Annotated in this window: 21 protein-coding genes and 1 tRNA gene; 8 read left to right on the top strand and 14 right to left on the bottom strand. The window is 33.5% G+C overall.

The features are described 5' to 3' along the window. The first annotated feature begins 49 nt into the window (after positions 1-49). Positions 50-134, top strand: a tRNA-Ser gene (locus ACFOWM_RS01040). 224 nt (positions 135-358) lie between these two features. Here the strand turns inward: ACFOWM_RS01040 and ACFOWM_RS01035 are convergent. Together ACFOWM_RS01035 and lepA are read right to left on the bottom strand one after the other, a co-directional pair. Next, the gene (locus ACFOWM_RS01035; RefSeq protein ID WP_379705809.1) at positions 359-2,494 is read right to left on the bottom strand and encodes an endonuclease MutS2; all 2,136 of its coding nucleotides are present in this window, start codon (positions 2,492-2,494) and stop codon (positions 359-361) included. A 95-nt stretch (positions 2,495-2,589) separates the two neighbouring features. Beyond that, positions 2,590-4,380 (bottom strand): translation elongation factor 4, encoded by a 1,791-nt coding sequence (lepA, locus tag ACFOWM_RS01030; protein WP_379705806.1) that lies wholly within the window; start codon positions 4,378-4,380, stop codon positions 2,590-2,592. A 202-nt stretch (positions 4,381-4,582) separates the two neighbouring features. On the opposite strand from lepA, the gene ACFOWM_RS01025 reads away from it, so the two are divergent. After that, complete coding sequence (locus tag ACFOWM_RS01025) at positions 4,583-4,981, top strand: hypothetical protein (RefSeq protein ID WP_379705803.1); 399 nt, start codon at positions 4,583-4,585, stop codon at positions 4,979-4,981. Between the two features lie 44 nt (positions 4,982-5,025). Here the strand turns inward: ACFOWM_RS01025 and ACFOWM_RS01020 are convergent, their stop codons facing one another. From ACFOWM_RS01020 to ACFOWM_RS01005, 4 genes are all read right to left on the bottom strand, one after another. Next, a complete protein-coding gene (locus ACFOWM_RS01020; protein ID WP_379705800.1) occupies positions 5,026-5,667 on the bottom strand; it encodes a hypothetical protein in 642 nt (213 codons plus the stop codon). A gap of 120 nt (positions 5,668-5,787) precedes the next feature. Further along, positions 5,788-6,618 carry a hypothetical protein gene (locus ACFOWM_RS01015; protein ID WP_379705797.1) on the bottom strand — a complete coding sequence of 277 codons (831 nt, stop codon included), beginning with the start codon at positions 6,616-6,618 and terminating at the stop codon, positions 5,788-5,790. Then, on the bottom strand, positions 6,615-7,148 hold the full coding sequence (locus ACFOWM_RS01010; RefSeq protein ID WP_379705794.1) for a hypothetical protein: 534 nt from the start codon (positions 7,146-7,148) through the stop codon (positions 6,615-6,617). The genes ACFOWM_RS01015 and ACFOWM_RS01010 overlap by 4 nt, the downstream gene beginning before the upstream one ends. 3 nt (positions 7,149-7,151) lie before the next feature. Then, complete coding sequence (locus ACFOWM_RS01005) at positions 7,152-8,435, bottom strand: hypothetical protein (RefSeq protein WP_379705791.1); 1,284 nt, start codon at positions 8,433-8,435, stop codon at positions 7,152-7,154. Between the two features lie 84 nt (positions 8,436-8,519). On the opposite strand from ACFOWM_RS01005, the gene ACFOWM_RS01000 reads away from it, so the two are divergent. Continuing rightward, positions 8,520-9,476, top strand: a complete 957-nt coding sequence (locus ACFOWM_RS01000) for an ion channel (protein WP_379705788.1) — start codon at positions 8,520-8,522, stop codon at positions 9,474-9,476. A gap of 54 nt (positions 9,477-9,530) precedes the next feature. Here the strand turns inward: ACFOWM_RS01000 and tpiA are convergent, their stop codons facing one another. The 4 genes from tpiA to plsY form a co-directional block, all read right to left on the bottom strand. After that, positions 9,531-10,292, bottom strand: coding sequence for a triose-phosphate isomerase (gene tpiA / locus ACFOWM_RS00995; RefSeq protein ID WP_379705785.1), 762 nt, complete (start codon positions 10,290-10,292; stop codon positions 9,531-9,533). Positions 10,293-10,305: 13 nt separating this feature from the next. Beyond that, the gene (locus ACFOWM_RS00990) at positions 10,306-11,334 is read right to left on the bottom strand and encodes a putative sugar nucleotidyl transferase (protein ID WP_379705782.1); all 1,029 of its coding nucleotides are present in this window, start codon (positions 11,332-11,334) and stop codon (positions 10,306-10,308) included. Positions 11,335-11,422: 88 nt separating this feature from the next. Then, positions 11,423-12,223 carry a M48 family metallopeptidase gene (locus ACFOWM_RS00985; RefSeq protein ID WP_379705779.1) on the bottom strand — a complete coding sequence of 267 codons (801 nt, stop codon included), beginning with the start codon at positions 12,221-12,223 and terminating at the stop codon, positions 11,423-11,425. Between the two features lie 67 nt (positions 12,224-12,290). Then, on the bottom strand, positions 12,291-12,944 hold the full coding sequence (plsY, locus tag ACFOWM_RS00980; RefSeq protein WP_379705776.1) for a glycerol-3-phosphate 1-O-acyltransferase PlsY: 654 nt from the start codon (positions 12,942-12,944) through the stop codon (positions 12,291-12,293). 262 nt (positions 12,945-13,206) lie between these two features. On the opposite strand from plsY, the gene ACFOWM_RS00975 reads away from it, so the two are divergent. Beyond that, the gene (locus ACFOWM_RS00975) at positions 13,207-13,842 is read left to right on the top strand and encodes a DUF3575 domain-containing protein (protein WP_379705773.1); all 636 of its coding nucleotides are present in this window, start codon (positions 13,207-13,209) and stop codon (positions 13,840-13,842) included. On the opposite strand, the gene prmA is transcribed toward ACFOWM_RS00975, so the two are convergent. The 3 genes from prmA to rpsO form a co-directional block, all read right to left on the bottom strand. Continuing rightward, on the bottom strand, positions 13,839-14,669 hold the full coding sequence (gene prmA, locus ACFOWM_RS00970) for a 50S ribosomal protein L11 methyltransferase (RefSeq protein ID WP_379705770.1): 831 nt from the start codon (positions 14,667-14,669) through the stop codon (positions 13,839-13,841). The two genes, ACFOWM_RS00975 and prmA, sit on opposite strands and share 4 nt — an antisense overlap. 49 nt (positions 14,670-14,718) lie before the next feature. After that, positions 14,719-16,875 (bottom strand): polyribonucleotide nucleotidyltransferase, encoded by a 2,157-nt coding sequence (pnp, locus tag ACFOWM_RS00965; protein WP_379705767.1) that lies wholly within the window; start codon positions 16,873-16,875, stop codon positions 14,719-14,721. A gap of 119 nt (positions 16,876-16,994) precedes the next feature. Then, a complete protein-coding gene (gene rpsO / locus ACFOWM_RS00960; RefSeq protein WP_379705764.1) occupies positions 16,995-17,267 on the bottom strand; it encodes a 30S ribosomal protein S15 in 273 nt (90 codons plus the stop codon). 114 nt (positions 17,268-17,381) lie between these two features. Here rpsO and ACFOWM_RS00955 point away from each other — a divergent pair, with 114 nt between their 5' ends. Genes ACFOWM_RS00955 through ACFOWM_RS00940 form a run of 4 tightly spaced genes read left to right on the top strand, consistent with a single transcriptional unit; the run spans position 17,382 to position 21,703 of the window. Further along, positions 17,382-18,380, top strand: coding sequence for a Gfo/Idh/MocA family protein (locus tag ACFOWM_RS00955; protein WP_379705761.1), 999 nt, complete (start codon positions 17,382-17,384; stop codon positions 18,378-18,380). Then, a complete protein-coding gene (locus tag ACFOWM_RS00950) occupies positions 18,361-19,446 on the top strand; it encodes a UDP-N-acetyl glucosamine 2-epimerase (RefSeq protein WP_379705759.1) in 1,086 nt (361 codons plus the stop codon). Before ACFOWM_RS00955 ends, ACFOWM_RS00950 begins: the two co-directional genes overlap by 20 nt. Positions 19,447-19,463: 17 nt before the next feature. Further along, on the top strand, positions 19,464-20,582 hold the full coding sequence (locus ACFOWM_RS00945) for a glycosyltransferase (RefSeq protein ID WP_379705757.1): 1,119 nt from the start codon (positions 19,464-19,466) through the stop codon (positions 20,580-20,582). Beyond that, positions 20,531-21,703, top strand: a complete 1,173-nt coding sequence (locus tag ACFOWM_RS00940; RefSeq protein WP_379705754.1) for a glycosyltransferase — start codon at positions 20,531-20,533, stop codon at positions 21,701-21,703. Before ACFOWM_RS00945 ends, ACFOWM_RS00940 begins: the two co-directional genes overlap by 52 nt. Here the strand turns inward: ACFOWM_RS00940 and ACFOWM_RS00935 are convergent. Then, positions 21,687-22,373 (bottom strand): cell division ATP-binding protein FtsE, encoded by a 687-nt coding sequence (locus ACFOWM_RS00935; protein WP_379705751.1) that lies wholly within the window; start codon positions 22,371-22,373, stop codon positions 21,687-21,689. The two genes, ACFOWM_RS00940 and ACFOWM_RS00935, sit on opposite strands and share 17 nt — an antisense overlap. Positions 22,374-22,511: the final 138 nt, after the last annotated feature.

Here is a 22,511-nt window from a genome sequence, read left to right as displayed (position 1 = left end):
AAATTCAAAACTGTTTTGTTATTAAAAATTCAATCCTTACTTTTGCCGCGGAGAGCTGGCAGAGTGGTCGATTGCGGCAGTCTTGAAAACTGTTGACTGTTACAGGTCCGGGGGTTCGAATCCCTCGCTCTCCGCATAAAGCAAATAAAAATACACAACAATACAACCTCGATTTTATCGAGGTTTTTTGTTGCAACTATTTTTTGAAGTAGATATAAAAATACCCTTCACAAATAGAAGGGTATTGCTTGAAGGGTGACTGATTATGATGATGTAAATAATGTAAATAGGTATTGTAAAATTATATTGATTGTAGTAATAAAAAAATCCCTCAATTGAGGGATAATATATGCAACAGTTATTTTTTGCTTTTGCTTTGCGGTGCATCAGCCAAAGCAGGGTCTTTATCTTTCACAACGGTTAAATCATCTAAAGCTACGGTTATAGGTATTACACCAATTTGTACGATGGCTTTTTTCCCTTTAATTTCCTTTAATATACCTACTTGCCTATTTTGACGCATTTTTACCTTATCGCCTACTTTTACTTCTCCCCCAATTTCAACAAATTTTTCATTGAGCTTTTTTTGCTGTGCATCTTTTTGAATTTTTTCTTTTTGGTTAAACAATAAAGCTTGTATCATTTTTACAATACTGTCTTTATCTTCTGCCTTGCGCCACTCAACCACCATAGCTTTAAGCCTTCGCTCCATATCTTTCAAATACACCAACTTATCTTCAGCAATACGGTTCTGTTCTCTCATACGCTCCATTTCTTGCTGATGTAATTCTTTTTTTAACACTCGTTGCATCTCTTTTTTGAGTGCTTCATTTTCTTTCATCAACTTATCAAGCATTTGCTTTTCGGATGATAATTTTTGTAAGTCTTGCTCCGTTTTGTTCAATAATTTATCTAATCGAAATTGGTCATTATCTACCAATGTACGGGCTCTGTCAATTAACTTTTTATCAAGACCGATACGTTCTGCAATGGAGAACGTGTAAGAACTACCGGGCTTACCAATTTGTAATTTATATAAAGGCAATAGCTTTTGCTCATCAAACTGCATTGCACCATTAATAATACCTTTTACCTTATTGGCCATTACCTTTAAATTCAAATAATGGGTTGTTACTATACCAAATGCATGTTTAAATGCCAACTCTTCCATAATTACCTCGGCAAAGGCACCACCTAAGTTTGGATCGCTACCACTGCCCAATTCATCAATAAAAAACAGGGTTTTACCATTAGCATTTTCAATAAAATGCTTCATATTTTTTAGGTGCGATGAGTAGGTACTCAATTCAAACTCTATACTTTGCGTATCACCAATATGAATAAGCACTTGTTTAAATATACCCATGGTACTATCAGGGTTAGCAGGCACTAATAAACCACTTTGCATCATCACTTGTAACAAACCTACTGTTTTCATGGTAACTGTTTTACCACCTGCGTTAGGGCCACTGATTACTAAAATACTTTGTTGATCGTTCAACAAAATATTGGTAGGGAAAGTTTCTTTACCAGATTTTTTATTAAATAAAAATAATAATGGATGGTAGGCTTTAATTAAATGAAGATGCGCTTTGTCTGCTAGCTGTGGTAAGGCTGCATCCATTTCTTGCGCTAACTTACCTTTGGCCCTAATAAAATCGTAAGTGCCAGCAATTTCAAGGTAACTCATTAACAAAGGCGCATACACACTTATTTGCTGAGTAAGTAACCTTAAAATTCTATAAATTTCTTTTGTTTCTTCATACTCCAACGAAAAAATTTCATTGTTTAACTCGGTGGTTTCTTCGGGCTCAATATAACTGGTACGCCTGCTATCGCTTTCGCTGTGTAATACCCCCTTAACGGTTCTTTTTTGCTCAGCTAGTACGGCTAATACCCTTCTGCCATTCATGAAACTCTCTTCAATATCAGCTAAAAAACCTTGCTTATTTAAACGTGCAACAATTCTATCAAACACCCTACGTAACTCATTGCGTTTGCGATACAATTGCATCCGAATATCTGCTAATGCTTCGCTTGCTTTGTCTTTTACAACACCAGTTTCATCTAAAATTTCATCAATTTGTGCATTGATATTTTTTTCGTAATAATTGTTATCTATTACTTTGGTGAGGGCAGGAAAAGTTTCTCTTATTTCCGTACCAAACCACCGGAATATGCCATTGGTATTTTCTGCCAATCGCCTAATAAGCATAAATTGTTCGCTTGATAATGATGCACCCGGTATGCTTAACAATTTAATATCTCTTGTGATATTACTTGTAAAATCATTAGGGAAATGCCCCCCACTATCCAATATTAATTTAAACTCGTTAGATTGCTGTAACTCAAGCTCAATGTACTCTTTACGGGTATGTATACGAAGGTTATTTGCTTTAAGTTTTGCAAATTCTGTTCTGCAATGTGTGGCAAGCAACTCCTTAATTTTATCAAACTCTAGCTGCTGTAAAGCAGACTCTGGAAAAAATTTCAATCTTCTCTATTTTGCAAAATGAATGGAACTATTGTAAAATGAAATGTTGCACCAAAACTGATACAACATTTCACAAAATCATATTTAATTACATTTTAATCATCTAATTTCAATACAGCTAAAAAGGCTTCTTGCGGTACTTCAACATTACCTATTTGGCGCATACGCTTTTTACCTTCTTTTTGTTTTTCTAACAACTTACGTTTACGACTAATATCGCCACCATAACATTTAGCAGTAACATCTTTTCTGATTGCACTAATGTTTTCACGGGCAATAACTTTAGCACCAATAGCTGCTTGTATGGCTACCTGAAACTGTTGCCTATCTAACAATACTTTTAATTTTTCACATAAACGACGGCCAAAATCTTGTGAACGACTTCTATGAATTAATGCACTGAGGGCATCAACTTTTTCGCCATTTAATAAAATATCCATACGAACAATATCCGCATCTCTAAAACCTATTGGATGATAATCGAACGACGCATAGCCTCTTGTTTGTGATTTTAACTTATCGTAAAAATCAAATACAATTTCAGTTAAAGGCATTTCAAATGTTAACTCAACCCTTGTTGGCGATAAATAACCTTGATGAATTAAAATACCTCGTTTACTAATGCAAAGCGTCATTATATTACCGATATAATCTGGTTTGGTAATAATTTGTGCTTTAATGTAAGGTTCTTCAATACGTTCGGTACGGCTTGGGTCGGGTAAGGTACCAGGGTTGTGCACATGAATCACTTCTTTTTTAGTTGTGTGTGCAATAAAACTTACGTTTGGTACTGTTGTAATAACGGTTTGTTTAAACTCTCTTTCCAAACGCTCTTGTATAATTTCCATATGCAATAACCCAAGGAAACCGCATCGGAAACCAAAACCTAATGCTTGTGATGTTTCTAATTCAAACGTTAAAGAAGCATCATTTAATTGTAGTTTTTCCATACAATCCCTAAGCTCTTCAAACTTATCAGTATCTACAGGGAAAATACCTGCAAATACCATTGGTTTTACTTCTTCAAAACCATCAATACGTTTATCAGTAGGGTTTGCAACTGCCGTTAACGTATCACCAACTTTAACTTCTTTAGCGTTTTTAATACCGGTAATAATATAACCCACATCACCACACTTCACTTCATCTTTTTTCTCCATTCCTAGTTTTAAAATGCCCACTTCATCGGCATTATACTCTTGATCGGTACTAAAGAATTTTACTTTCTCTCCTCTTTTTAAACTACCATTAAAAATGCGGTAATACACAATAATACCTCTGAAACTATTGAAAACACTATCAAAAATAAGTGCTTGTAATGGTGCATTGGGGTCACCTTGTGGAGCAGGTATACGTTCTACAATAGCTCGTAGTACATCTTCAATACCAATACCGGTTTTACCACTTGCTAAAACAATATCTTCATCTTTACAACCAATGAGCTCAATAATTTGATCTTTCACTTCAGGTATCATTGCGCCATCCATATCAACTTTATTGATAACAGGAATGATTTCCAAATCGTTTTCAATAGCTAAATATAAATTACTAATGGTTTGTGCTTGAATACCCTGAGTAGCATCTACCAACAATAAAGCTCCCTCACAAGCAGCCAATGCTCTACTTACTTCATAACTAAAATCAACGTGACCGGGTGTATCAATAAGATTTAAAATATACTCCTGACCTTTGTAAGGATAGTTGATTTGAATAGCATGACTTTTAATGGTAATTCCTTTCTCTCTCTCCAAATCCATATCATCCAACACCTGCGCCTGCATATCTCTATCGCTAATGGTATGGGTTGATTGTAAAAGCCTATCTGCTAAAGTACTTTTACCGTGATCGATGTGGGCAATGATGCAAAAATTTCTGATATTCTTCATGTAAACGCTTTCCTCTTTTATTTTGATGTGCAAAAATAATGATTTTTGAGCGGTAAACTAACGACTATTATCCTTTAAATTGAATGATTTTAGTTGAAAGCAGGTAATTTTTTAAATACAAGTTGTGAAGAAGTTGATTTTATATTTGAAACCAACCAAAGATTGAATTTATTATCTTTGAAATAGATTAAATAAAATTGATATGATCAAAAAATTAAAATTATTTGCTTTGATGTTGCTTGCGTATTGTGGAACAGCCTTAGCACAAAAAAAGGCAACAACTCCAGAATGGCCTGAAATGAAAAAGTTTCATTCATTTATGTCAACTACTTTTCACCCAACAGAAGAAGGTAATTTAGCACCTTTAAGAGCAAAGGCGGATAGCTTAGTGAGCAGTTCAAAAGCCTGGCAAGCATCACCTATTGCTGCAAATTACAAACCATTAGAAACCAAGGCAGCCTTAACTAAATTAGTGGCTCAATGTGAAAAAATTAAAAAAGCTGTGAATGATAAAGCTACTGATGATCAATTAAAAGTTTTGATTACGGATGCACATGATATTTTTCATACCATTGTAGGCGAATGTAGAAACGTTGAATAAAAAATTAGTAAAAAAAAAAGGGGCAAATAATTTACCCCTTTTTTTTATTTTGAACTAACAGACTCAGCTTGTTGAATCCATGCATTCACTTCATCTACCCCATTTTTTTCAACAAAATTTTTACGCTCTTTCTCTAGCTTTCTTTCTTTTGATTTCCCTACAATTGTTTTAATTTTCGCTCTTCTTTCTTCATTGAGTGCTGCCAATTGTTTTGCTTTATCAGCAGCTTCACTTGCCTCAATAACTTTTGCTTTTACTGTATATGATTCATTAATATACTTCACTTGCTTTTTTTGGTATTCACTTAAATTAACTGCATTGGTTATAGCATTTTGCGATGCAGAAACTTTATCCATGTTATCTCTATCAGTTTCTATTGCTTTATACTTTGCTGCGTTGGCACTATCAATGGCTTTTAAACCATTTTCAATATAGGCTAATCTATCCGCTTCTTTTTGAACTTCGGCAATACTATCGAGTGATTTTCTTGTTGAGTCAGATGCAACTAAACTTGCTAAGGTTGAATCACGAGCAATTTTTTTTAAAGCTTCTTGTTTTTCAAATTTTGCCTTTGCAACAGCTTCTTTGTTAACAGGCTTTTTATATTTTTTACTAGATTTTTTTGTTTGTGCAACCGCTGAAAGCATTGACAATGCTACAATACACACTAAAGTTATCTTCTTCATAGTTAATAATTTTTTACACTAAAACCAATTACTATGCCAACAACAAAAAATGTGAATATCTAATAAAATTGAATTAAAAAGTTATGTTGAAAACAATAAGTTTAAGTAAAATAAAATCAACTAGTTAGATGCTTTATTGATCCAACATAATTGTTTACTAAAAAATAATATTGATAAAAATGCAATATGACCAATTGGTGCAATATCCATTAAAAACCAATTTGCGAAATGAAAAATTAAAAGAAATAGTGCTATCAAAAAATCATACTTTTTAGTAAAAAAACCAACAATAGCCAATGCTTCAACAATAGTAGCCGTTATTAATAAACTTTGTGCAATTAAAGTATGTTGAACTAAATATGAGTTGAGTGCAGTACGCCAACCTAAATGCTGCTCCGTAAAATACGGAGCAAACTGTGCTGCTAGTGCATGACTCATATGGGTAGCATTGAACAAAGCACCACTTGTTATTTTTAAATAGGCAGCTATTACATAAAATATTAGTAAAAAATAACGCAAACATTCAAAAAGTATTTGTTTGTTGTTTGTAGATGTAACTACAAATAATAACATAACAAAAATATAACCTGTTTGAAAATTACGATGTGTGTGATGGCCCACTACAACTACATAAAATAAAATCAAAAAAAATAGTAACAGCCTTGCAACCCACACATTTAGTGGTTTAACAACAAGCCAACATAACAGTAACAAAATAGCAATATCTAAAAAAATAGCTACCCATACATGTTGAACAATAAACTGTGGTATACCAGTATAGTATGCTGCCCAGAGTAAAGGATCTTGTTCCAAGCTGAAGTAAGTATTACCGTATAAAGAATTTGTGTTGAGCCCACTAAAAAAATACACCAAAATTTCTATCAAAAGAATAGTGAGTATAATTCTATATACTGCAATAGGTTCATTTATATTTTTTTTAAATACCATCACTGCACTATTTTTTTATAAATAATTGCAGTATCCATGATCGCTACTGGTGAAACATCCATTCGCAAATTATATTGCCAAATTAAAATAGTATCATTTTTTTGAAGTTTAAAATGATGATATACAGCAAACCATTGAGGCCAGGTTTCAGCCGCTTGTGCATCAACAAATAATTTATTTTTATAAGTAGCAGTTGTAGCACTATCATTTGTTTTTTGTTGTACAAATTGATACATATAGTCTTGCTTATTATTGCGTATCCATTTTGAAAAACTTGTAAGTGCTGCTTCTGAAAAATCTTTTTTGGAGTACCAATCGTTACTAATAAGTATAGGTTTTTGGTTCACCTTCATCATATAAGTAGTTACAACATAGTTTTGATTGAGTTGTTGTGTAAACATATTGTTGTACGGAAACAATAGCATATCCATTTTCTTATAAAAAAATACAGCATACAAAATCAAAAAAGCTGCTACTAATAAAGCAGCGATTTTATTAAATTTTAATAAACGGTATAAAAATAATTTATGCAAGGTTTATATTTTTTTCCAAAATTGAAGATCAATAACATCTTGTTTGGTTATTAAAAATAAATGAATAAAATGTAGGCTATTCATTTTTTTATATTCATTTAAAAGAATACATAAACCAATAAAGTTGCTGACAGAAAAAATAATTGCTGCTAAAGCAAACCCGTATTTTTTTACTAAAAAATAATCTCCTAATAGTAATATTAAAAGGGTACAACTGTTGGCAATAATTATAATACGCTGCTTATTTACACCTTCGTAAAAAGAAATTAAAAGTATGCTAATGGTTAAGCTATAAATTCCTATAAAACTTAATAGAAAAATATGGTTCATTAAACCAAAACCATCACCTAAAAGCCAAGTAAATACTGTATTTCCTACAAAATAGCTCATTACAAAACCAATTAAAAATACAAGTGTAATTAACCTAATAAGTCCATTAATTTTAGGTTGTAAAGTTTGATCATCTGTTGCAGCATAAGGGAAAATTACACCACCTAGTAAACCTGGAAACACTAATAATAATTGTCCGATTTTTGAAGCCTGTATATAATTACTCAATGTATTGGTATCACAATATTTTTCAACGAAATATAAATCAGCCCTCATTATTAAAAACAATAAAATAGCACAAACATAATTGGTTAAAGAAAATGTTACCACTTTTTGTAAAGATGTTATGCTTTGTGTTGTACTGTTTTCAAAAGGAACTTTGTTTACATAATAAAACAGTAATGTTAATACTTGTAATAAACTTGTAATTGCAAGAATGCCCAATACAATATTTTGATCTGGTGAAATGGCGAAACCAAGGGGCAATTTAAACAAGCAAACAATTAAAAGTATGGTTTGTAAAAATGTGAAAACACAGCTAATTAAATTAACGCTTAAAAACATTTTTGCTACTTGAAAAAACGAAGTAATATAAAACAGTGTGATGTTGCTCACAATAAAAATGGTAGCTAATGCAATTTGAAAATTAGCCGCTACACTAATAAAGTATTTTAAAACAACATACACCAAAATGATTTGAACAACAGTTACTACCCCCACTAATTGAAGTAATAATTTTTTACTTGCAGGATTTTGTGAAGCATAAAAAATAATACCGTTTTCTAAACTGCCTTTAAAAATAGTACCCAAAAAAGTAAAAATAGCTATGGCGTAAAATAAAGATGCACTTTGAGTAATGCCTAATAATTTCACAATGAATAGGTTGTTTAAAAATGTAAACAACATGGCTACCATTTTCCAACCTGTATTGTGCAGTAACGCCTGCTTAATAGTCATACCTAAAACTTTAAAAGCAGTTAAATATATTTATTAAAATCGTAACTTTTAAAAATCATTACTTTGCATCAATAAAATCAATCAATGGCATTCACAAAAAAAATTAAAATACACGGCGAAACTACGGCAAATACTGGCTTTGGTACAAATGCCGCTAACTATGGAGGCCGTTTTTTAAATAAAGATGGTTCACCTAATATTAAAAAAACCGGTATTGCTTTTTTAGAAAGATATAGTTGGTTTCATACCATGCTAACAATGTCTCGTTGGCGATTTTTTTTTACAATTTTATTTTTTTACATAAGTGTAAACTTAATTTTTACGTTTGTATATTATCTTATTGGGGTTGAACATTTAGCTGGTTTAGATATGAGTACCGAAAAAGAAAAGTTTATGGAAGCCTTCTTTTTTAGTACACAAACCTACACTACTGTTGGTTATGGAAGAATTAGTCCAACAGGATTTTTAATGAATGTAGCTTCATCATTTCATGCGCTCATTGGTTTACTTAGTTTTGCCGTTGCAACAGGTTTAATGTATGGAAGGTTTAGTAGACCAAAAGCTTACATAAAATTCAGTGATAATGCATTGATATCACCATATAAAGATGGAAAAGCGTTGATGGTACGTTTAACACCTTTTAAAAATACAAGCTTATCCGATGCAGAAGTAAAGTTAACATTGGTAATTGTTAATGAACAAAACGGCACATCATCTAACCAATTTTTTAGTTTACCCTTAGAAATTAGCACTATTAATACCCTTACATTGAGTTGGACATTAGTGCATCCTATAACAGAAGAAAGCCCACTTTACTCATTTACAGAAGAGGATTTTAAAAATATTAAAGGTGAATTAATTATTTATATGAAAGCTTTTGATGATTTATTTAGTAATACAGTTATTACACGTTCATCATTTACTTTTGAAGAGTTTGTGTATGGCGCAAAATACAAACCAATGTTTCATAGAGATCATACAGCTAATACCACTGTTCTCGAACTTGATAAACTGAGTGATTATGATAACGTAACTTTATAAAAAAGGGCTTGTTGTTTTAAATGTACAACAAGCCCTTTTTGTTATTAAAAACAATTATTTTAAACTTTTAATAATTGCAATAAATTCTGCAGGTATTAAGCTTGCTCCGCCTACTAAACCACCATCAACATCTGGTTTCGAAAAAATATCAACTGCATTATTAGCTTTAACGCTACCGCCGTACAAAATTGAAACACTTGCTGCTACTGATGTTCCATATTGATTTGCAATAACGGTACGTATATGTTGGTGCATATCTTGTGCTTGTTCACTCGTTGCAGTACGGCCTGTACCAATAGCCCAAATGGGTTCGTAAGCAATAATAAAACCATTCATTTGCGCAGCTGTTAAATGAAACAAACTTTCTTTTAATTGTTGTTCAATATGGTCGTTTTGAGTATTTGCCTCTCTTATTGATAATGATTCACCGCAACAAAAAATTGGAGCCACTTTATTTTCGAGTGCAATATTTACTTTTTGCGCCAACATTTCATTTGATTCGTGGTAATATTCACGACGTTCGCTATGACCAATAATTACGTATTCAATACCCAAATGTTGTAACATAGGTGCACTTACTTCGCCTGTATAGGCGCCACTTTTATGGTTGTTACAATTTTGAGCCGCAATTTTAAAATTAGCAACTTTATCTGCAATTTTTTTGATAGATAATAAATAAGGGAACGGTACTGCAAAAATAGCTTGTTGGTTTGGCTGCAACTCAATGTTAGCTTCAACAATATCATTTATTAATTGTTCACCTTCAACTAAGGTTAAATTCATTTTCCAATTTGCAGCAGCAATTTGTTTACGCATGTGTTTTGATTATTTATGGTAATGTATATATTTTTTTTAGTTGTATAATTTCATCATTCTGTAAAGTTTGTCCTTTCATTTGTTTCCAATTTTCAATATCTTTCAAAGCTTTATCAAAATCATACTTTTCATTGCCCCAAGTAAAGTTGGGTGTATATTTTGGAGGCATAGCACTACCAAAAATATTGCAACAAACCCCCACTACACTCCCGGTATTAAATGAAGTATTGATAGCAGCCCTACTATAATCGCCCATTAATAAACCAGCTTTATTACCAGCATAAATTAGTGGTTCGTTTGTAGCTAGTTTGTAACCAACATTTCCACCTGTATTTTTAACATTACTATTACTGGTACCTGCTCCCAAATTACACCATTCACCTAAAACACTATCCCCTAAATAACCATCATGGGCTTTGTTACTATTGGCCAATAAAATACTGTTTTTTATTTCACCGCCAATGGTGCAATTAGCACCAATACTGGTAGCCCCATATATTTTGGTTCCCATTTTTACAATACTATTTGTACCTGCATAAAAGGATCCTCTAATAAATGAACCTTCCATAACAGTAGCATTGGCATCTATATAAATAGGTCCATTACTAGCATTTAAACTACAATACTCCACAGTTGCACCTGGTGCAATAAAAATGTGCGATGAGTTTATGATGGTATTAGTGCTGCTTATGGGTTCCGATATTTTATTTTTTGTTAAGAGAATGAAATCATGTTTTAAAGCAACATCATTATATTGAAACAAATGCCAAGGGTGGTTGAGCATAATAAGGTCACCGCCTGCTACTATCGTTTCTTCACTTTCAGCAGCATCCAGTATTTTTTGAAAATTTAAAATATTAGGGATGATGTTAGCCGGCACTTTAATACCATCATCCTGCTCATTTAAACTAACTTTTTGATTGGTAAGGGCTTCCCACTTTTCTTTGATGGTTAATATACCTATACGTAACTCAGCCGTGTGCCTCGTTAAAGTGAACGGATAAAATTGACTTTTAATATGTGTATCAACCAAAACAATCATTGGCTAAAAATACCACAAGTTTTTGAGATACTGCATAAAAAAAGGTCCATCATAAATGATGAACCTTACTTGTAAATATTTGTAATACTTATTTTGAAATTGGCTTATAATAACTTAATGCTTCTTGCATATATCCTTGTAATCTAGCTATTCTATTTTCGTCAGACGGGTGCGTTGATAACCATTCTGGTGGCTTATTTCCACCTGATGACGCTGCCATTCTATTCCAAAAACTAATAGCCTCTTGAGGGTTATAACCAGCCATTGCAGAAAACAATAATCCAAAGTGATCGGCTTCGTACTCTTGGTTACGAGAATTTTTTAACCCATATGCTTGGCTACCTAAACCATATACAGCATTAAAAATATTAGCTTTTTGACTTGTACCTGCTGCTGTACCTGCAACTGCACCAATACCTTGAAGTAAATACTCTTTACTCAAACGTTCGTTACTATGTTGTGCTACGGCATGTGTAATTTCATGCCCTAATACAATCGCTAAGGCTGCTTCATTTTGTGTAATGGGTAACAAACCAGTGTATACAACCACTTTACCACCCGGCATACACCAAGCATTCACATCTTTACTATCTACCAAATTAAATTCCCATTGATAACCGGCCAACACATCGCCTTTGCCTTGAGCACCGTAATAAGAGGTAATAGCATTTGCAATTCGAGTACCTACCCTGCGTACCATTTCAGCATCTCTATTAGTAGAGGTACTAAATACTTTATTTTCAGATAAAAAAGCTTTGTATTGTGTTAAAGCATCTGCTTGTAATTGTGCCTCTGGCACTAAATTCAATTGCTTTCTGCCAGTAACGGCGTTTTGTGTACAAGCTACCAAAGTAGCAACGGTAGCAAAAAGTAAAAATATTTTTTTCATTGTAAAGTTTTTATCTATTGTAAAACTAAACAATACCCGTACCAAAATACGCAACAGGATCAATATTTTATTTATTTCGATTTTTACGTCTATCTCTGTATTTCAAAATTGGAATCCTACTTTCAACTCCTTTTAACAAACGACCAATATTTTTTTGATGCGTAACAATTACTAATACTGCAACTAACAAAGCAAATAGTCTGTATAAAACCTCATGTTCATTCCATATCCACAATACAGAAATAGGCAACATAACACCAGCTAATATTGAACTAAGTGATACAAACCTTGTTAAATATAATACCAATAAAAATACCCCTACACAACTTACAGCTACAATGGGTTGAATTGCTAAAATCATCCCAAATAATGTTGCAACACCTTTTCCTCCCTTAAAATTAGCCCAAATGGGGAAAACGTGGCCAACAACGGCTGATAAGCCAAGACCAATCATTAAGTTCGTTCTATCTAAACTATTACCATGCTGTAAGTAATATGGCAAAAAATTATATAACCCTACAGCAACCAACCCTTTTAAAATATCACAAACCATCACAATTGTACCATATTTTGAGCCTAATACTCTAAAGGTATTTGTAGCCCCCATGTTACCACTGCCATAGTCCCTAATATCGATACCAAAAAATTTCTTACTTATGATTAATGCTGTGGGGATTGACCCTATGAGGTATGCTGTGATAATTAATAAAACTTCTTTCATGCAATGCTTGTTTTTAAGTGACGAATACACTACCACATAACACCCTTTTCAATCAAACACCATGTATTCGTATAGTAGATTGTTAACAATTACGTAACAAACAGTAACAAATATATGAAAAAACGCCTAACGAAATTGTAAATTGAACGCTTACATTTCCACATTTTAGCGCTGCTAATTCGAGTAAACTGCAATTAAAAGCGTTTTAACAATTTGCTAACTTCATTTTATATCAAATAAATGTCATATAAAAAACTAACTCATGAAAAAAACAATTTTATACCTGTTTTTTATAGGTACACCTTTTTGTTTGATGGCGCAAAACGGCAAAAAAATGAATACCAATCACACCAATATCATTAAAATTGGTACTGCAACTTATTTCAGCGATGATGATTTTCCATTTGCCATAAGTTGGGAAACTAAAATAGCCAACAAACAATCACTGCAATTTGGTATTTCTCCAAGGCTTTTAAAAAACGATTACGAAAATAAAAAAGGCATTGCTGTTTCAGCAGCTTACAGGTATTATATATCAAAAGGTAGAGAGGGATTACAAGGTTTATATTTATCGCCTGGTGTAAAATTTGGTACGTTGAAAAATAAATTTACCTATACGCAGTTTGATTATACCAATCCTATGCAGCCCACATACAGCAACAAAGAGGGTAAAAGTACTAATACAAGCATAAACGTTTTTACAACATTTGGCAAGCATTGGGTTTATAAAAGTGGTTTTAGTTTAGATATTGGTGTTGGCTTAGGCTATTATAACAATCAATATAAAGACGATGTAATACGTAGCATAAATACACCTTACCCTTATGTATACTATAAACCAGGTAACACTTATGGCATTGATGCCAATTTTGCAATTTCAATAGGCTATGCCTTTTAAGCGGTTGCTTTTACCAACAACCAATCACCCAATTTTTGAACTTCATTCACGGTAAAATTATAAGCCATTACAGTATCTGTAATGGCTTTTTCATCGTGCACCATAATACCGCTAAACAATACCATTGTACCTTTTTTGGTAGCATTTTTTATTGTTTGCATGTGCGCTTTAATGATATTAAGATTAATATTTGCCAAAACTACATCAGCAACAATACCGTTGGGTAAAGTTTCGGCTAAAGTATATTCACCATTTACACACCCGTTATTGAGGGCATTTTCTTTTGCATTTTCAATACTCCAAGCATCGTTATCAACTGCGTAAACAGCTGTTGCACCAAGTTTTTCCGCTAAAATGGCCAAGATGCCAGTACCTGTACCAAAATCAATTACGGTAGTATTTTTAAAATTGATAGTAGCCATATGTTGCACCATTAAGTGAGTGGTAGGATGATGCCCAGTACCAAAACTCATTTTGGGTGTCACCAAAATATTGTGTTCAAAACTTGTATCAATCGTATGAAAATGTGCTCTTATTGTTGCAAAAGGTTGGTTCGTAATTGGGTGCAAAATGTCTACCGGTTCAAAATCAGCTTCCCATTTTTCATTCCAATTTTTTTGTTGGATTATGGTAATTGTATAAGAAAATGAATGGTTAGTAATTAATACATCCAATTCATTTTTATCAAAAGAGGTTGATGGTATATATGCATGTAAGGTTTTACCCATTTCTTCAAAACCGTCAAAACCAATAGCATCAAGCTGTGCAATTAATACTTCTTGCTGGGCAAGTTCAATATTATTAAAGGTAATTTGTGTGTATTCCATAAAAAAAACTGCAACCCAAAGGCTGCAGTTGTATGTTTAAAATGTACAATTATTGTTGTGGTGCTTGAGGCGCATCTGGCTTAGCAGGTGCTTCAGGTTTTGGCATTAAAGCTTTTCTACTTAATTTAAATTTACCGGTACGTTGGTCAATTTCTAATAATTTCACTTTCACTTTTTCACCTTCTTTAAATACACCGTCCATAGTTTCTAAACGCTTCCAGCTAATTTCACTAATGTGTAATAAACCTTCTTTTTTAGGTAAAAATTCTACAAAAGCACCAAATTCTTTAATACTTTTTACCGTGCCTTCGTAAGTTTCGCCAACAACTGGTACAGCAACCAAACCTTGGATCCAGCTAAATGCTCTATCTAAGCTTGCTTTATCTTTTGAGAAAATGCTTACTTCACCTGCATTGTTTACTTCTTCAATATTTACGGTTGCACCTGTTTCTCTTTGAATTTCTTGAATAACTTTACCACCTGGCCCAATCACAGCACCAATGTATTCCTTATCAATGATAAACTTCACCATACGTGGCGCATGAGGTTTTACATCTTCTCTTGCTTTTTCAATGGTTTTATGCATTGCTTCTAAAATGTGCAATCTACCTTTACGAGCTTGCGCTAAAGCAGAACGCATAATATCCATACTTAAACCATCTACTTTAATATCCATTTGTACGCCACAGATACCGTCTTTTGTACCTGTAACTTTAAAATCCATATCACCTAAGTGATCTTCATCACCCAAAATATCAGTTAAAACAGCAAACTGATCGCCTTTTTTAATAAGGCCCATTGCAACACCACTTAAATGTTTTTTAAGTGGTACACCAGCATCCATCAATGCTAATGAACCAGCACAAACCGTTGCCATTGATGATGAACCATTACTTTCTAAAATATCACTCACTACACGAACTGTGTAAGGATATTCAGCACCCGGCATCATTTGTTTTAATGAACGCATAGCAAGGTTACCATGGCCTACTTCTCTTCTACCCACACCTCTCATCATTTTAACTTCGCCTGTTGAAAACGGTGGGAAGTTATAATGTAGAATGAACTTTGTGTATTCAGAATGATGGGCACTTTCTACCAATAATTCATCTAAAGGTGTACCTAATGTAACTGTTGTAAGTGATTGGGTTTCACCTCTTGTGAATAATGATGAGCCGTGAGGAGTTGGCAAAATATCAACTTCCATATCTAATTGGCGAATATCTTCTGTACCTCTACCATCTAACCTTTTACGGTCATTTAAAATCATATCTCTTACAACATGGTATTGTAATTCACCAAAATAATGACCAATTAATTTTTTGTCTTCATCTGCTAATTCTTCACCTAAATGCGCTTTCACTTCATCTTTTAAAGCAGCGAATGCATCACTTCTTTCATGTTTTGCAGAGGCTGATGATGCAATAGCATACATTTTATCTTTCGCAAATGCTTGAATTTTTGCATCTAGTTCTTCATTTCTGTAAGGCTTAGCATATTCACGTTTTGTACCTGCACCAACTAAATCTCTCAATTCTTCTTGTGCCTTTACATGAGCTTTTATAGCTTCGTGGGCAGTTTCAATTGCAATAATCAAATCTTCTTCGCTACATTCTTGGCTTTCACCTTCTACCATCATGATGTTTTTGTTGGTAGCGGCAATTAAAAACTCCATATCAGATTTTGCCAATTCACTACGTGTAGGGTTTACAATCATTTTACCATCTACCCTACCTATACGCACTTCCGATAAAATTTCTTGAATCGGAATATCTGAAACGGCTAATGCTGCAGATGCTGCTAAACATGCTAAAGCATCAGGCATCACTTCATCGTCAGATGAAATTAATGAAACCAATACTTGAACATCGCAGAAATAATCTTCTGGAAATAATGGACGTAACGCCCTATCAATTAACCTAGAGGTTAAAATTTCGTAATCGTTTAACCTAGCTTCTCTTTTAAAGAATGAACCTGGTATACGGCCAGCTGATGCAAATTTTTCTTGATAATCTACTGATAACGGAAAAAATGATTGTCCTTCTTTAGGTTCTTTATTGGCTACAACAGTGGCTAATAAAATGCAGTTACCTTGGCGAACCGTAACAGCACCATCTGCTTGACGGGCCATTTTACCAGTTTCGATCGTAACCATGCGCCCTCCACCAATATCAAATGAAACTGATTTTGCTTGTAATGTTGACATTATTAATATTTTAATTTGAAAGTAACTTTCAACTTTGTTAAAAAGATTGGTATGTATAAAGAATAAATCCCAACGGTAAAATACTGTTGGGAAAAATTCTTAAAAATACATATAGTAAATTATTTACGGAGACCTAATTTTTCAATCAATGCTCTGTAACCAGTTAAGTCGTGCTTGCTTAAGTAAGTAAGTAATCTTTTACGTTGACCTACCATTTTCATTAAACCACGTTGAGAAGAAAAATCTTTTCTGTTGGTTTTTAAATGATTTGAAATATGGTTAATACGCTCTGTAAGCATGGCAATTTGGCCCTCAATAGAACCAGTATTCTTAGCGTTTCCGCCGTAGGTTGAGAAAATAGTTAATTTTCTTTCAGTTGTTAAATGCGACATCAATTTTTTGTTTAAAACGGTTATGTTTTATCTTTTTTATATTTCGTTGCAAAAGTAGTAAAAAAATGAATAGTTTGAGGTAATTTGACTATTTTTTTTGAATATTGCGACTTCATGAGTATAAAATTTGCTATTATTGGGTGTGGCCGCATTGGTAGTAGGCATGCAATACAAATTGCAGCACAGGCAAAATTAATAGCTGTTTGTGATATTGATTTACAAAAAGCCCAAAACTTGGCGCAACAATATGGAGCCAAAGCTTACGATAACATCCATACATTATTAACCAACGAACCAACCATTGAGGTAGTGAGTATATGTACACCTAACGGTTTACATGCCCCACAAACTATAGCTGCTTTACAAAGCAAAAAACACGTACTCTGCGAAAAACCATTGAGTATATCAGTAGCTACAGCAGCGCAAATGTTACAAACTGCTGCGGCAAACCATCAAAAATTATTTGTAGTTAAACAAAATCGATACAACCCTCCCATCATCTTTTTAAAAAAATTGATTGATGATGGAGCTCTCGGAAAAATTAATAGTTTCCAGATAAATTGTTTTTGGAACCGACCAACAGCGTATTATCAAGATTGGAAAGGAACAAAAGAGTTAGATGGTGGTACGTTGTATACCCAGTTTAGCCATTTTATAGATTTAATGTATTGGTTATTAGGTGATGTAGCGACTGTACAAACCACAGTTGCCAATTTTTTGCACCCTACCATCGCATTTGAAGATACGGGCATGGTTATTTTTAATATGCAAAATGGCGCCATAGGAACACTCAACTATACAGTGAATAGTTTTGATACTAATATGGAAGGCTCCATTACCGTTTTTGGTGAAAAAGGTACTGTAAAAGTGGGCGGACAATACCTCAATGAATTAGAATATTGTAATGTTCAAAATGTTGAAGTACCTACCTTACCAAAGGGCAACCCCTCCAACAGTTATGGTTTTTACCAAGGCAGTATGAGCAATCACGATAAGGTTTACGAAAACATTATTGCAGCTTTACAAAATAATGAACATGAAGTTGCTAGTGGTGAAGATGGACTGAGAACCGTAGTAATAATCGAAAAAATTTATGCAGCTAGCCAACATTAATAAAATTATACATATTGTAGGTAACCGTCCACAATTTGTAAAGTTGGCCGTTTTACATAAAGCCTTGGCCACATTAACCAATGTTACACAACAAATCGTACACACAGGGCAGCATTTTAGTGAACAAATGAGTGGTATTTTTTTTGATGATTTAGCAATACCCACACCCAACATCAACCTACAAATAAATAATACCACTGCCAACCATTTTATTGGAGCAGCCACCGAGGCTTTGCAACAATATTTAATTAACCAGCCTAACAGCATTGTAATGGTTTATGGCGATACCAACACCACATTGGCTGCCAGTATTGCAGCAAAAAAAGTGGGTTTACCATTGTTTCATTTTGAAGCAGGCGTACGAACTTTTGATATGCAAATGCCAGAAGAAATAAACAGGGTAATTGCTGATAGATTAGCCGATGTGAACTATTGCTGTACCACCTTAAATAATACCACTTTACATAAAGAAGGTTTTGGGCAAGCTATAAAAAACGAAGTAATTATAACAGGCGATTTAATGTTGGATGCTTTTCTAAAAATACCTGCTCATGACACCGCAATTACAAACTATGATAAATATGTTGTAGCCACAATTCACAGAGCGGCTAATTTAAGTAGTGCCTTATATTTAAGTGAAATTATTACAGCACTCAACCAAATACACTTACAAATACCGGTAGTATTGCCTATACACCCACATACGCAACAAAAAATAAATGAATTTGGTTTACAACCTCAGTTTGATGTAATACCTGCATTGGGGTATCCGCAAATGAAGCGATTATTAAAAGATGCTACTTACGTAATTACAGATAGTGGCGGTACTTGCAGGGAGGCCTATTTTTTACAAAAGCAATCCTTAATTATAATGGACAAGGTTTTTTGGCCTGAAATAATTGCTGAAGGTGCTGCTTTACAAACGGGCGCCCAAACGAATGAAATTATAAGCAACTTTGAAAAATTACCACATATAGGAGCATCATTTAATGCAGCCATATTTGGTGATGGTACTGCTGCTGAAAAAATAACTGCACATATTGCACAGTACATTGCAACACATTAATAGCTATTTTTATAAAGATGAATGTTGCAAAAAAAATAACGGTATCGGTCATTTCTGATTTAACAACTGATCAACGAGTAATACGTATAAGCAATTGTTTACAGGAAATGGGGTTTGATGTTACGGTAATTGCCCGTTGTTTTAATAACAGTCTACCTTTAGATACTTACTTATTTAAAGCCCAACGCATTCATTGTATTTTTAAAAAAGGGATGTTGCAATATGCTGAATTCAACATCAAACTATTTTTTAAATTGTTGTTTATTAAAACAGATTATTTGTTGGCGAACGATTTAGATACCTTGCTCCCAAATTACATCTTACATAAATGGCGCCGCAAAAAATTATTTTACGATACACATGAGTATTTTACGGGTGTACCAGAATTAAGTCAAAAACCTTTAAAACGCCGTATTTGGAAGGCTTTGGAAAATTATATTTTTCCGAAATTACCTGTTGTATATACCGTTAACAACTCCGTAAAAAATACCTACCAAAAAGAATATGGCAACCACCTACAAGTTGTACGTAATGTACCCGTAACACAAAGTATTACGCCAATAAACATCCCTACAGCATGGCAGCATAAAACCATTATTTTATTGCAAGGTGCAGGCATAAATGAAGGTAGAGGTGGCATGGAACTTTTACAAGCCATGCAAATATTGCCAGATGAATATTTGTTGTTAATGATTGGTAGTGGCAACCAATGGGAAGCCATTGCAGCAAAACGAATACAATTAAACCTGCAGCACAAAGTAGTGATGCTTAATAAACTACCGCCAGCTCAATTAAAACAATATACTGCTATTGCACATGTTGGATTAAGTTTAGATTCGTTTGAAGATTTAAACTGTTTGTATAATTTACCCAACAAAGTATTTGATTATATACATGCTACGGTCCCCATTATTGCAACGGCAATACCAGAAGTAAAAGCTATTATTGAAGCCTATCATGTAGGTATAACTATCACCAATAATGAGCCTGAAACTATTGCCACAGCTATACAACAACTATTTGCTGATCAACAACAATACCAACAACTCAAAATAAATTGCAGCAAAGCGGCAACATTACTTTGTTGGGAAAACGAACAACACCAATTAATAAAAATATACGAACCCTTTTTGTGAGCCAACAACACGTACATATTGTAATGCATGATGTACCGTACCCTGCTGATTTTGGCGGTGTGGTCGACTTATTTTATAAACTAAAATGGCTGCATCATTTTGGTGTACAAATACACTTGCATTGTTTTGTTAATAAACGTCCGCCACAAAATATATTACATTCATTTTGTGCAACGGTTCATTATTACCCTCGTAAAAAGTTAGGAGGACTATCATTGCAATTACCATATATAGTTGCCAGCAGGCGTAGCAAAGCATTGTTGCATAAATTAATGCAAGATGATTACCCTGTTTTATTAGAAGGTATTCATTGCTGTTATGAGTTATACAAAAACAATTTACCTAACAAGCGCATTTTATTACGATTACACAATGTTGAGTTTGCTTATTACAAACAATTAGCCATTCACGAAAAAAATATTTTCAAGAAAATATATTATCAAATGGAAGCTAGACTGTTACAACGATTTGAAGCAACCATTGCAGCCAAAGCACATAAAATACTCACCGTAAGTGAAGATGATGTGGTGACTTACCAACAACATTTTAAAGTAAATAACTGTACATTTTTGCCCGTGTTTTTACCTCATCAACAAGTTGATAGCATGGTAGGCAAGGGAAAATATTGGTTATACCATGGTAATTTAAGTGTAAATGAAAATGAAGTAGCAGCAGCTTGGCTCATTAAAAATGTAGCACCTCAAACAATATTGCCGTTTATAATTGCAGGTAAAAATCCATCAACCTATTTAAAAAACTTAGTAAAGGCAAATAGCAACATCACATTGGTGGAAAGTCCTACTACAGCGCATTTACACCAGCTCATTCAAGAGGCACATATCAATGTATTACCCTCATTTAACAATACGGGTGTAAAACTAAAATTACTCAATGCCTTGTATAATGGTAGATTTTGTTTGGTAAACAATGCAGGTACAGCCGGCTCTGGTTTAGATGCTTTATGTAACATTGCAACTGATACAAACTCATTTATTACAACTATAAACGAGTTAAGTAAACAACCATTTTCTGAAAATGAAAAGCAGCACCGAAGCGCTGCTTTAAACAATTTATATAATAATGCAATGAATGCACAAGCACTCGTTAAGATGCTACTGTAGCATTATCCCAAACTTTTCCATTTTCCGTTTTAATAGTACGAGCTGGGTATTTATTAATAACTACATAATCATGCGTTGCCATTACAATTGATGTTCCAAAATCACGGCAAATATGGAATAATAACTGCATAATTTCATCGCTAGTTTCAGGATCTAAGTTACCCGTTGGTTCATCAGCCAAAATTAATTTAGGAGAGTTCAGCAAAGCCCTAGCTACATCAATACGTTGTTGTTCGCCGCCACTCAATTCAAATGGCATTTTAAAACCTTTGGTTGATAAATTCACTTTATCTAATACATCAGCAATTTTATCATCCATTAATTTTTCATCTTTCCAACCAGTTGCTCTTAAAACAAACTTCAAATTTTCATTTACATTTCTATCTGTCAACAATTGAAAATCTTGAAACACAACGCCTAAATTTCTTCTTAAAAAAGGAATGGTTTTCCAAGTAAGCTCACGAAGGTTATGCCCTACAACCCAGCCTTCGCCTTGAGTTAACTCTAAATCGCCGTACAAAGTTTTTAACAAGCTACTTTTTCCGGTACCCGTTTTACCTACTAAATATACAAATTCACCTTTATCAACTGATATGTTTACATCACCTAAAATAAGGGTACTGCTTTGGTAAATATTTACTCCTTTTAATTCTATAATAGATTGAGACATGTAATGCTGTTTGTTTTATGCTTTACAAATGTAAATATTCAAAAATGGCTTATGAAATGTTTTTTATAAGTAGGATGTTAAAATATTACAATTAGTACAATATGTAATTAAAAACGATTAATTTACTGATTAAAGAAT

The organism is Ferruginibacter yonginensis (genome assembly GCF_042651465.1).
GTDB classification, from domain to species: Bacteria; Bacteroidota; Bacteroidia; order Chitinophagales; family Chitinophagaceae; genus Ferruginibacter; species Ferruginibacter yonginensis.
This window is presented reverse-complemented; position numbering and strand designations above follow the sequence as displayed.